Origin of the sequence: Salinibaculum rarum (assembly GCF_030505615.1) — an archaeon.
Lineage (GTDB): Archaea > Halobacteriota > Halobacteria > Halobacteriales > Haloarculaceae > Salinibaculum > Salinibaculum rarum.
Genome location: NZ_CP129994.1, coordinates 317,811 through 330,881, shown reverse-complemented (window position 1 = coordinate 330,881; position 13,071 = coordinate 317,811). Strand labels below are relative to the sequence as shown.

Below are 13,071 nucleotides of genomic sequence, written 5' to 3'. Positions count from 1 at the left end.
TACTTGACCGGCGGTTTCTTAGCGTCACTACGCACATGCACCTCGCGGGAATGTGCATGCCAGTTGCGGGTTATCCTAATGTGCATCTGGCAGCCTGAAAAAGATTCGTGTCTCACCCGAGCGTGAAATTCACAAGAACGCGTCAAGCCCTTCTTGAGAGTCATCACGGATAGCACTCGGTTCTGCTGCGCCGTTTGCTGCTGTCACTAGTGTCTCAACACGGCGTTTCATCCGCAAATAGAAGAACGCGTAGTCACGCCAGGATTTCGACGTTGTGACGTCTGCATGGACAGTGTGGTTCATGTACTGGTCGAATTCGTACGCGCAACTGTCTGCACTTGCCAATACGTCAACGATGTCTGGGAATTTGAGAAGTGACCGTTTCACACCGAATGCGTGAATTGAACACCGAGATGGGAGTGCTTCTCGCACCGTGTGAATAACACGTCGAACTGTTTCTGCCTGATTCTTCCGTGCGACCGAGCCGATGCCAACACGATCTGTTAATAATCCGTGGTCACGCAGGTCATCAACGTGTTCTGCGTACTGATGCGGCTGCCATCCCTGCACGACGCTGACTGGTATTGCGTCAGTTGCTATCCCGCGGTCGTCAATTAAGTCCATCATTTCACAGTGTCGGGTTGTTGTCTTTGTTTGGTGTGTTTCGACGGTAGCGTTGTGTTCCTCGAGGACATCTGGCGCGCAGAGATAATCTCGAAGCGCGAAAAATCGCGGATTGTGCGTTTCCACGTACTCCAAGTAGTCCGTGTCAGTTGTGGCATATTCGCCTTTCCCCATCAAAAACGAGTACGCGCCACTGTCAATGAAGAGTTCATCGATGCCTTCCCACGGGTAGTTGTTTTTCGTCGCATAGTTCAACATCACAGACGGTTCTTCGAGTTTCCGGAGTGCTTTTTGCGCACTGCCGCTGGCAGCGCCCCAATAGAACTGAAAGTCCGAATTCGACATACCAACCGGTCACCAGTTACCACAGTGTAGTCACGGCTCACGGATAAGCTGAAGCCCCGATGAAACGCAGTGTGGCGCCGCGCCGCTGAAGACGAGTGAAGCGCGGCGCCACCGGTCTTAACCAAGTCATACCCTCAGCCAACAACATCCATGATTACTCTTGACGACCTCGAACGAGATATGCTCGTATTCGCGCGAACGAACGGTGGACTCTATGGGAAACATCGTGCTCGCGTAATGCGAGTTGATGTGGAGCCGAAGATGCGAACAGACACGGAAGGACATGACGACTTTGTAAGTATCCGATGGGGGCCCGCAATGCAGGAAGGCACTGTCATCCCGGTGGAATACGTCCAATCAATTCTCGCACCAGCATGTGAGTGGAATGCTGACGAGCAGAAATATGATGCACTCGCAAAGGCTGGTGAACCGCAGATTGCATGATGAAGCATAACCCCAAATCGTATAGGAAGAATTTTTAAACACTTCAAAACAATAGCCTCACAGCAGCAGATAACCTACTCAGCATATGTCTGTAGATACTCACTTGGCTTTTGATTCGCCACGAGTCCACATCGGACTTGACTTCGACGGTGTACTTTGCGACATCCACGGGTACGCCACCAAGCACATTCAAGAAAATCACGCGCCAGACTTCACCCGTAACGACATCGAATGGGATGGATCCATTCCCAACACCGACCTCACAATGGGTGACATCATGTGGGAATTCGCTGGTGATCCAGACGTACTCACAGAGACAAACCCGGTTCCTGGCGCTATTAAACATGCAAACTGGCTTGCCAACCACCCGTTTGCAGATCCAATCATCGTCACACATCGCCCACCTGAAATCCACGACAACATCGAGAAATGGCTTGCACGGCATGGATTCCCAGATATTGAACTTCCTTCTAATATTCCAGACAACAAAACGAACGCTGACACGTCCTTTGACGTCCTCATTGACGACTACCACAAGCACGTCCTGGATGCTGTGAACGACGGATCTCACGGCATCCATTTCACTGGTGCTTGGGAATCTACTACACTCAATCACCCAGACACGTACTCTGTCTCTTCGTGGACGCAACTCCGAGAATTACTCGAAACTAGCCTTAAGCAACTCGAGTGAGCGCGCCGTGGTATCAGTGGTTGAAAATATGGTTATTTTATTCAGGGAAAGAAGTTCAAATTTCACTTGCTGATTTACCTTTAATCCAAAAATTACAGCCCACTTGCAAAGCACATCGAGGACAAGATAATGGCACACGAAGACCAAGATGAGAAACGAAAGAAGAGCGTATAATATCACACAAAAATCTTTCTCGCGCCAATACAATAACAAATGTCTAAAACACCCCCCTATAGAATTAAAAACTAATATTTATATGTCTTGCCGAAGATTATAATGTATGGACAAGGATTCACAGAAAGTGTCCAAAGATGAGTTACAAAAGCAGCTTTCTGCTCTGTTGAACGCGATGGAAGAATGCGGAAGAGACTACACTGAAGAGTGAAAAGTACTAACAGCGATCTGAATAGAACTGCTGTATTTTCAACTACTGGTATACGACGAAATACAGGCGCGCCCCTAGAACTAAAGACACAGCAAACAAAAACTGACAAACAGAACTCGGAGAACTCCAATATGGGTATCTCGACACCACGCCATCCGGACGATCGATCACCAAGTAGTGCACTGGCGTCGATTCCAGACGACGATATCACGGCTATTCAGGACGCTCTCACGAATATCGAAGCAGATTACGACGTGAAAGTGCTCGCTGCGCGCGACGTCGGAAGTCATGCTTGGAATCTCAACAGTGATACAAGCGATTATGACGTTGCGGTCGTCTTTCGGCAGCCCACAGCGGCGTACTATCAACTTGGCACGGAATACGCCACGCTCGAACAGGAACTCAACTACGATGTCGCTGCAAGCGACCAAGACGTCGAATTCAAGGCGTGGAATATTACGAAATTCAGTGAGTTGGTGAACGAATCGAACGCAAGTGCGCTTCGATTCCTTGCGTCACCAATTCGGTATCTCCACGAAGAACATCCGTGCATCCATGAACTCGAAAACGTCGCATTGGAATCGTTTCGGCCTGGTGCGCTCATCGGGCACGCGTATGGGCAAGCTGGGCGAATGTACCGGGATAATTTCGTGCAACGATTACGGCATACACCGACTGAGCACAAGACTGACACACGTCATGAACAGTTTGAGGTCCTCCCGGAATCTGCTGATAGTGCTGGTAGTATTACTGCACGGTCGATAACCGATGATCACACTGAAACCATACATTTGTCTGAGGTCGGACCAGGCGAAAAGTGGGGGTTAGTGAAACGTGATCACGTCCAGAAAGACACTTGGGAGATTGTTGAGACGGATCGCAGCGAAGATTTGCTTGTTGTTGAGCATGCCGACTCTGGTAAACAGCGTGAACTGTCATACACAACGGTTGATGAAGGGACTGCCGACGAGTGGGAATGGGCGTCGACGGATCGTCGAGTCAAACGCTTCGTGTATGTGACACGGTCAATTCTCACAGCAGCATATGTCGCTGGGAGTACTATCGTTGCAGAACCACAGTATCCGCCAACGGATTTCATGGCGCTCATCCGTGTCTATGAGAATCTCCCGGAAGACGCGCAAGTCGTTGACTTACCGGTTGACGCAATCAAGGAGTACGCCAAGCAGAAACGCGCGGCAACAGGCGATGAATATCTTGATGAGTGGCACGCTGACACGATTGAAACTGCGTTAAATGAATTAGAATCGGTGGTTCATGACGACCAATTCCACCAGCAACACATCGACCGAGAAGCCGTGAATGAAATCTTGGAATCCGCACTCTAGAAGCGGGATGTTTGTCGCGCAGCGTGTGCGGTGCGCGGCAGTACCCCAGCACATGGAGCCGCGCACCGCGACCCAGCCTTGCTAATCGAACCAGCTGACCACGGGCAAGGTGACTCTGCGGTGAGTCTCCGAACCAACACATGAATACTACGCAATCCATGATCCCTCCAGACAGCGTTGACAGCATCGTCGAAATTGAACACGAAACACCCCAGAAGTGCACATCGTGCAGTTACAAATCGAGTCGCACATTCCGTCTCGAGTCCGAAGATAGCGAGTTGGACGTCTGCGGTGATTGCTTTACTGCATGGCTTGTCAAACGAGACACCGGTGTGATTCTTGATCATTACAGCGACACTGAATCCGACGAATCCGATGTCTGATTGAGTGTTGTTTCGCCGTGGAATCAGCCGATTTTCCAATCTTTCAAGACATCTGCGGTCGTGAGATTGAATAGACTCAACGCACCGTCTCAAACAGGTATTCCCGTACCTGCCAGCGAGGCGCGCGAAAGAGTCAGTGGACGCGCCTCGCGGTGTCCAGGCCCGGACCTGGGCCGTGAATGCGAGTCCATCCCGCTACCACCCGGGGAGGTGCGAACCGCAAGGTTCGGTCGTCCTCGGGGAACGCCTGACTACGCGCGTATCATGGCGTCACACTCACATAGAGACATGACGCAGGACACATCATCTCACGACTCTCATGCGACTGCGGTGTCAACGTCGGATGACGCGAGCAACACCGATTCGGGGCCCGCCAACCCGATCGCTTCGTTGTTCGACATCCCGATTCGACACCCAGACGCATTACCGTACGACTCCTCTCAGCTGCTGACTACAATTCGAGACGCCCTGGCGGACGACTCGGAAATACAGTCAGTAGTTGAGATGGCACAACACCTCCGTGAAACTCACGGGATCCGGATTCCACTAAGTGCAATCCGCCTAGCAGAATTCCAGGCACAACGCCGTCGCTCGGCATGCAGCCTGATGTTCGCTTGCTATCTGGTGGATGCGCACAGCATGTGGCGCAAGCACGGTGCCTCTCCGCGGGAGCGCGCCGTCAACACCGCCACCATCAAGATGCACCGTGCTGCCTTGACTGCGGGTGCTGTCGCTGCGACGTACGCGCGGCGAGCACGCTACGCAGTGGGGCGCGTCGGTGACATCTTGGTTCACGGCGCGACATACGGCCGTACTGGCGTGAAACAATTTGTAACAGGGTTGTTCCGGTAGCGGGAACACCCTCCTAGCAAATTATCGCGTTCAGTACGACGTTCGTCTCGTCGTTGATCACTTTTCTTGACCTGTAAGAGGAGCTCTTTCTCCAGTACCACTACCAAACGTCTGATTTCACGGGAAATCATATTCTCTGCTCACGAATTTCACAGAATATGGAAGTAACTAGTGCAAATGGTGAACCTAGTTTCACTCTTGGGGAAAGAAATCACTGAAAATCTCCGTTCCCGAAGGTTTAAAAGTGTGCCGCCAAAATGCAGATGTGCATGTCACGAAGACAGCTGTTCGCCCTGTTTAGCGTTGGGCTTATTGTATTGTCAGCTGGCTGTGCTGGTCTTTCTGGTGGCGGTGCCAGTGGAACCAGTACACCAGATAATACGTCAACTACACCGGTAGATACTGTCTCTGATTCGGAGCTTCCACCTGGTGTCACTGCGGATTCAGTGAATGGATCGGAACTCATTCAGACATCATTTGCGTCACTCGAATCGACAAAAAATTATCAATATGAACTCTCCGTTGATGGACAACTATTGAAACCGGGACTGAAGTACAACGTTCCTCTCGTCACGCAACTAACCCTAACGAGAGACGGCGAAAAACTCCGTAGCATTATGCGACACTCTATGGCCGAGGAACAATTCCTTGGGAGTAAATTCTGGAGGAATCAAGACTCAGTTGCCACTGCACGATACACACGAAACAACACGCAATACTCTGAGTACACCACCAAAGCAGATATGTCTTCAACTGCTGAGTTCAGTAACACAGTCATCTCAACGCATTTCAAGCAAATGGTCTATATGATGGACTTCAAGCCAGTTGAGATGACCACTTACAACGGTGATCGTGTTGTTAATCTGAGTGCAAGCTCTCCCGCAAGCACGGAAACTGACATTACTTCAGGCTCAGCAACGATCTATGCTACACCGGCTGGCCAAGTGAAACACTTCAAATTCACTGGAGAGTATGACTCTCAATCGTTCACCATCTCATACGATCTCACGACAGAAAATACATCACTAACGGAACCGGACTGGACGAAAAACACCCCTGATATCTCTACGTCACTCACTGAGAACAACACTGTCCTCGTAATCAATCATAATGGTGGTGCCACCATTCCTACAACCGCAAACTACACCGTTCAAAGTGCAGACTACGGGGCTAAACCGATTAACATTGGAGAACTCACCTCTGGTGACACAGTCTACGTGTACCTCGAGAAAACAGATGGTGGTGTAACTGCGCACACGTCGGAAACTCTGCCAGAGAACACTGCAAACCTACTGAATATCAAGGATTCGCCAGCGGGTGTGGTCATAGACTCTGACGTGACCCGACTATTCCTGAACCCTCTGTCCTCCTCGGACTAATTGACTCCCTCCCCGCATTCACGCGGATATCTCAAGCGTTGGGATAATAATTGTCGGTTCCCATATGACGAATATTTAAATACTTCAAGCTATACTTATTCGATATGGTAGATGATTCCCAAAACCGGCCGAGCGCTTTTGACGACCCTCGAATCGTCAATCGCGTCGAAACCATCTTCGAAAACATGGAAGACAACCTCAACCTCCCTCCTAAAACCGTTGCCAGAGCTCGCAGCATTCTCATCGACGGTGTTAACAACAGCCTCATTGACAAACGCGGCTACGAAACAGCAATCGCAGCCTGCACCCTTATCGCCTGCCGCGAAACCGACGTTCCTCGCACCGTCAAAGAGATAGGGAGCGTCGTCGATATCCAAGAAAACGATATTCTCTCCGTCTCTCGAAAATTCCACGCTGAACTCGGCATCGAAATCAGCACCTTCGACGCTATGACCTTCCTTGAACGCTATATCGAAGAATTCGACCCCTCACAAGAAACCGTGAACAAGGCTTTCGACCTCCTCATGCTGGCTCAAGATCAAGATCTCGACAACGGTCGATCCCCAAGCGGTGTCGCAGCTGGCGCTCTTTACGCCGCAGCACGCCTCACTGGCGAGAACATCAAACAACCCGACCTTGCCGCAATCAGCGACGTGAGTGAACCAACGATCCGCAAAAACTACCGCACACAACTCGAAGCCTCTGACTTTTCTGCCGAATCAGCTTAACCACCTCGAAAAATCCTCTCTCGTTCTCCCCGTTCCTACTCCAAATTTACAGGTGGTCGAGGCGAATGCCCCGGGGCTTGACCCGGAGCAGTTAACATTGCGAATTCTCAAGTGATGTTCTCCGGGGCTTTTGTTTTTATACGACAAGCACAGAAACTAGACTATGCCGACATCTCCGAATCCGAGAGCCGCATTTGGGAATGGTGGATTAAACAATCAAGTAAACGCAGACGAACTCCTCAAAGAAATCGGCCTTGACCAAGCCGAGATTCAATGGCGAAAAGACTTCATCGGATTTGACCAAGAAGACGCGCGTCGTCTCCAACAATACGACAACGTCTTTGAAGCAAACGCCACTCAGATTGCTGACGACTTCTACGAGAACCTCACAGACCACGACCAGACAATGGACGTGATCGGCCGGTCGGAGAAAAACGTAGACCAACTCAAGCGTACCCAATCTGCCTACCTAATCACTCTCGCATCTGGAAATTACGGGCCAGACTACTTCCGAGATCGCGCACGCATCGGAAAACTCCACGACCTCATCGACATGCCGATGAAACACTATCTCGGGCAATATGCAGTCTACTACGACCTCATCCTCCCACTGATCGGTGACCAACTCACTGACACCCTCACGCAGCGACTCACTGATGATAGCACCCAGAATATTACCGGCGGCGAAATTGAAGCCATCATCAATGAAGAAGTCAACGACGCGATCCAAGACCTCCTAGCATTACTCCGCATCATTAATCTCGACATTCAAGTCGTTACGGACACGTACATTCACTCCTACAGCCAACAACTCGAAGACGAGATCAACCGGAATGAACAACTGATGGCAGAAGTGCAGGAAGACATTGAAACCCCGGTTAAAGACCTGAAAAACACGTCTGACGATGTTGCTTCTAGCGCTTCAGAAATCTCTGAAACAGTCAAAACACAGGCTGATCAAATGCACGAAATCTCATCTGAGACATCAAACCTCTCTGCAACTGTCGAAGAGATCGCTGCGACAGCCGATCAGGTAGAGACCACAAGCACTCATGCTGAAGAACTCGCTGAAAACGGGAAAGAAGCCGCAGATAACGCTCTTGAAACGATGAGTGAGATTGACGACGCAGCTGAAACCACTCGTGCAGATATACGCGACTTACAAGAAGACGTCCAAGCAATCGACGAATTTGCTGATGCCATCAATGAGATCGCTGATCAAACAAACATGCTGGCTTTGAATGCTCAAATCGAAGCCGCGCGTGCTGGTGCGAGTGGTGATGGGTTTGCTGTCGTTGCAGAAGAGGTCAAAAGTCTTGCTGAAGAATCACAAGGTTACGCGAATGACGTTGAACAGCAGGTAGAAACTGTGAAAAACAGTACTGATGAAACAGTGGACAGTCTTACTGAGATGACTCAGCAGGTTGAGCAGGGGATTAACCAGGTGCAAGACGCCATGAACAGCCTGACGGACATAGTCGAGGCCGTGTCAAATGCTGCTAACGGAATCAGCGAGGTATCAGCCGCAACTGACGACCAGGCAACAAGCACTGAAGAAATCGCTGCAATGATTGACGACGTCGTCGATCAAGCGGAACAAGCTGCTGAAGAAGTCGATAACTTGGCTGCGGCTAATCAGAAACAAGCAACAATGGTTTCAGAAGTCGAAAATGCAGTGAATAAAATGACCTCACAAACCGCCGCAACCGATGGAGGACAACTCAATTCACCACCCCAAGAAGACCTCCCTGATGAAATCCCAGACTTCGTTGTTGAGCAACTCTCAGACGACAAACTCCAAAAAATTGCACAAGGCGATCTTGACCGTTCAGACGCACTCTAGTCGGTGAACTCACCCGCTCGGAACCAAAACCCCGGAGCAGCCACCTCAACTTGGTACGATCCTGCGTTTTCCTCTTCAGCTTGGCGGCGCCGCACACAAAGATAGGTGAGTGCGGCGCCACCGTACTCCTTGGCCGCGCAGCAACCCAACCAACACGAAATCATTCTTCACACATGTCCGAAACACCTCTTGATGAATACCACGACACACGTGACCAGTTCCTCACCGACCACCTCATCGAACCGTACATCAACGACCACACCGTGCCTGACGTCACCGATATCCAAACGGACGTTCCCACTGCGCTCACCCAGCACTGGGACGACTACTTCGCCACCTACGACGCCACGACACTCGCCCGGCTTGCTGACACCCCTGAATTCAACCCACACCAAGAACTCACTCTCGACCAAGCCGCTGGGAACATCATTCACGAAATCGCCTACAACACTGTCCGAATCGACGCTGAACAGCGCCTCAGTGACCTCACTGAAGACATTGAAGACGTGATCATCATCTATGGTGTTCTTGATGAGATGACCGCCGTGAGCGATATGCCAACCACTAACCCTTCCACTGTCGTGAACAAGTTCTTCACATGGATCGGTGACAACAGTGACAACCTTAACAGTTCCATCACCGCTCTCGGACTCGATGATTTTAATGAGATGCATGTCCGCCAACTTACCGTGTTGAATCCCATCCACGACGGCATCATCATTGATGCGCTCTGGGAATGGCTCCAGGACGAGTATCCCGGCGACATCACCGAACAAGACGCGCATTGACGATCTCTCCGCACTGAAAGACGAGACTTTTTCTCATCTTTTCATCACCTACCGCTACCGGTGGCTGGGGCGCGACTATGAAGCCGGAGTGAATCGCGCCCCAGAAGGCGTGCCCAGGTGAACTGAATTACCCCATTACTCAAACCTATGTTCGGAACAGGAACTCACCGTCGACGCCGTAATCCGCCGAAGCGTAAAGAGAAAACAAAACGCTGCATGAGGTGCCGTGAACGCACGACGCATGTGTACGATAACGGCGAAGGCATGTTCATCTGCACCGAGTGCAACTTCTAATCTCACCCCACCAAACCTTTTCCCAACTATGAGCAGTACCAACGATAACGACTCCAACACCGACAGAACCACTCGTTCAGCTATGACTAACAACACAGTAACTGATTCCATCGGTGACAACCTCACCGAGCGACTCTCTGCCCAGCGCTTCCTTGACTGGCAGTACAGTCGTGAGCAACAACGGAATCTCGACGACGGCTACGCGAATCGGAACGACCCCACGACCAAACAAGACGGTAAAACTCACTCTCCGAGCAGCCTCCTAAACTGCCACCGGATGAACTATTACCAAGACCGTGGTGCACCTGAAGAAGATCCTGCCCCATACGGGACGTTCGAATTCGGACACCATTTCGAGGAAATGTGGGAAACGTTCCTCATGCAGAACATCATCGGGCCAAACGAATTCGTGAAAAACCCACTGCACATAGACTTTGAGGAAGGTGACATCCGAATCACTGGAAGCAGTGACCCTGTCCTCATTGACAAACGCGGGAAACCATTCCTCATCACGGAATGCAAAACCACTGGGAGTCTGCATTTCGTGAAGCGCGATGGGCCAAAAACCAAGCACAAGGCGCAAATGCACGCTTACGCCCGCGGCATGCAGAAAAAGTTCAACCTTGAGGAACCTCCTGCAATGTGCATCGTGTACGCTGGGCGGGAATCATTCGATGTCGAGCTGTTCTTCGTTGACTTCGACGTTGATTTCTGGGAAAACGAGGTCCTCGAGCACGCCGAAGAAGAAACGCGATACCAACTCATGGACACACTCCCGCCAGCAGTGAACGACGACCAGCAATACATGTGCGGGTATTGCCCATTCTCGAAACGGTGTGGGAACTACAAGCCCGGTCCGTATCCAACGAAGATAGAGGGTGGTGAGAACGGACGTGCTTCCAATATCGGGCTCAATGCAGACGAAGACTGGGGGACGTGGATTGGCGATATGGACTACCATTTCGACGATACGATTGCTGACCTCGTAAAAGACGGATTCGATGAACAACCTGTGAAAGGCTTCATTCCCCTGAAACAATACGACGAAGAAGCAGTCATCGACCATCTCCAGGCACATGACGATGTGCAGCTCACTCCAACAGTTGCAACGCAGTATCCATGGCTACTCAACGGCGTCAACGTCCCTGACCGCGTCGTCAAAACGTACGGAGAAATCCCGAAACGTGATGTCCATAACTGGCACTGTTCATCATGCGAGAACACGAAACCATTCGATGCAAATAATTGGGATGGGGACTTCGATACCATTCCATCATGCTCCGCATGCGGTGAAACGCTGCGAGGACCATCTCCGGAAGAAGCCGGATACTAACCGACAAGTGTACTTCTTCAGTACATAACTCCATGATGCCACCTGAGCACACTACCTCACCTCAAACAAGAGATGACGACACCATCACACTCCCAACAACAACCACACCAAAACACAATCCGACAGGCACAAAGTGGGAGATTCGTAACGAGCGTGCTGCGGTCAATCTTCAGAAGACAACACGAGTTATTCCCGTAGGAACACTCTCAAATACAACTCTCGAAGATAGTGCAGAAGAAACACGCATCACAACACGGGGTCGCCCATGGGCGGTGTCATCGCCAACCCGATCTGCTGGTGGCGTCCTAAAACTTGCTGGTGAGTCTGGGCATATTCGCATCACTGTCGAAGAGGATGATGTTATTGACGGCCTTGAAGAGATTGCGGCCGAACACAACGCGGATGATTCCGCTGATCAACCACTCCTCATCACGAATCTGCTTCGAACACCAAATTGGCCAACAAACGAGTTCGTTCTTGATAGTCAATCTGAATTCGTCGCATTCGAAGCGGACCAACGACGAAGTCTCCTTTCGTTGTGTATGGTAGACGGATGGCCACGCGTCTACGACAAACGCGATGCAAACGCAGATACCGTGAAAAAACGCCTAAAAAGCCGTGCTGAACGCATTCATGATGACCTTCGCACGGAATATGGTGAGTCCATCTCAGTAACCGTCCGATCACGGAATCACGACGTCGTTGAACAACAGTACCAAATCGTTGTATCGTTCACCCAATTACTACTCCCTCAAGACATCGCATACGTGTATCGAATATTCGATAAACACGATGGGATCAACTACGCGGCTGACAGTCGAACTGGGACCTACTTCGAAGGACTCCGGTATCGCGTCTGCGACCACATCTGACTCAACAATACTCCCTTCAAACACAACTATGCCTGAAACACAACCATTCATCCTCACTCTTTCCGGCCCACCCGGAAGTGGGACAACCACACTCGCTAAACGACTCGAAGCGCACTACGACTTATTCCGCGTCACTGGTGGTGACATATTCCGTTCAATGGCTGCGGAACAAAATATGTCTGAACAAGAATTCGGGAAACACGTCAACAAGAACCCGAAGCTGGATCGAGAAATTGACGAACGATTATACGCAATGATCCAAACGGCTGCTGGAACAACACCTGAAGAAACCGAACATCCAAGCGCCGCTCTTAATGCGCAAAACCAACTACGTGACGCCAACGGGCTACTTGTTGAAAGCCGACTCGCTGGGTGGCTTGCAAGTGATCATGCTAACTTCCGGCTGTGGTGCGATGCACCCATAGAGGTCCGCGCTAACCGCATCCAAACTGACCGCACAAATCGTAAAACGGAGACCCTTGATGAGCTCCGCACCCGCGAAAATGACGAAGCAGCACGGTACGACAACTTCTATGGTATCAATATCAACGACTCATCTATCTATGATCTCGTCATAAACACGGCTCGCTGGTCGCCAGACACCATCTTTGAGATGGTCACAACAGGAATTAACCAGCACAACGCAGACACAGACGAAGGCCAAGTTAGTTCTCGGGACCCAATCAAAGATACCACTCTCAACGATGCAACAATCGTAGAGTGAACATCACAACACCGCAACGGCGCAGTCAGCGTCACGCACA

11 protein-coding genes are annotated in these 13,071 nt (G+C 50.7%); 10 read left to right on the top strand and 1 reads right to left on the bottom strand.

Going from position 1 to position 13,071, the window contains the following annotated elements; all coding sequences use genetic code 11:
- Positions 1-129 precede the first annotated feature (129 nt).
- Positions 130-969 carry a deazapurine DNA modification protein DpdA family protein gene (locus QYL91_RS17080; protein ID WP_302083084.1) on the bottom strand — a complete coding sequence of 280 codons (840 nt, stop codon included), beginning with the start codon at positions 967-969 and terminating at the stop codon, positions 130-132.
- Between the two features lie 318 nt (positions 970-1,287).
- Between QYL91_RS17080 and QYL91_RS17075 the strand changes: the two genes are divergently transcribed.
- The 10 genes from QYL91_RS17075 to QYL91_RS17030 all read left to right on the top strand — a co-directional run bounded on the left by QYL91_RS17075 (position 1,288) and on the right by QYL91_RS17030 (position 13,031).
- On the top strand, positions 1,288-1,413 hold the full coding sequence (locus QYL91_RS17075; protein ID WP_302083082.1) for a hypothetical protein: 126 nt from the start codon (positions 1,288-1,290) through the stop codon (positions 1,411-1,413).
- An 85-nt stretch (positions 1,414-1,498) separates the two neighbouring features.
- Complete coding sequence (locus QYL91_RS17070) at positions 1,499-2,104, top strand: 5' nucleotidase, NT5C type (RefSeq protein ID WP_302083080.1); 606 nt, start codon at positions 1,499-1,501, stop codon at positions 2,102-2,104.
- A 516-nt stretch (positions 2,105-2,620) separates the two neighbouring features.
- A complete protein-coding gene (locus QYL91_RS17065) occupies positions 2,621-3,835 on the top strand; it encodes a DNA polymerase beta superfamily protein (RefSeq protein ID WP_302083078.1) in 1,215 nt (404 codons plus the stop codon).
- 1,504 nt (positions 3,836-5,339) lie between these two features.
- A complete protein-coding gene (locus QYL91_RS17060; RefSeq protein WP_302083076.1) occupies positions 5,340-6,449 on the top strand; it encodes a hypothetical protein in 1,110 nt (369 codons plus the stop codon).
- A 104-nt stretch (positions 6,450-6,553) separates the two neighbouring features.
- Positions 6,554-7,177, top strand: a complete 624-nt coding sequence (locus QYL91_RS17055; RefSeq protein WP_302083074.1) for a transcription initiation factor IIB family protein — start codon at positions 6,554-6,556, stop codon at positions 7,175-7,177.
- Positions 7,178-7,340: 163 nt separating this feature from the next.
- Positions 7,341-9,020: a globin-coupled sensor protein gene (locus tag QYL91_RS17050; protein WP_302083071.1), complete on the top strand. Its 1,680-nt coding sequence runs from the start codon at positions 7,341-7,343 to the stop codon at positions 9,018-9,020.
- Positions 9,021-9,193: 173 nt separating this feature from the next.
- Positions 9,194-9,808: a hypothetical protein gene (locus QYL91_RS17045; protein ID WP_302083069.1), complete on the top strand. Its 615-nt coding sequence runs from the start codon at positions 9,194-9,196 to the stop codon at positions 9,806-9,808.
- A 376-nt stretch (positions 9,809-10,184) separates the two neighbouring features.
- Positions 10,185-11,435 carry a PD-(D/E)XK nuclease family protein gene (locus QYL91_RS17040; RefSeq protein WP_302083066.1) on the top strand — a complete coding sequence of 417 codons (1,251 nt, stop codon included), beginning with the start codon at positions 10,185-10,187 and terminating at the stop codon, positions 11,433-11,435.
- Between the two features lie 32 nt (positions 11,436-11,467).
- Positions 11,468-12,307 (top strand): hypothetical protein, encoded by an 840-nt coding sequence (locus QYL91_RS17035; RefSeq protein WP_302083064.1) that lies wholly within the window; start codon positions 11,468-11,470, stop codon positions 12,305-12,307.
- Between the two features lie 28 nt (positions 12,308-12,335).
- Complete coding sequence (locus tag QYL91_RS17030; RefSeq protein ID WP_302083062.1) at positions 12,336-13,031, top strand: cytidylate kinase family protein; 696 nt, start codon at positions 12,336-12,338, stop codon at positions 13,029-13,031.
- Positions 13,032-13,071: the final 40 nt, after the last annotated feature.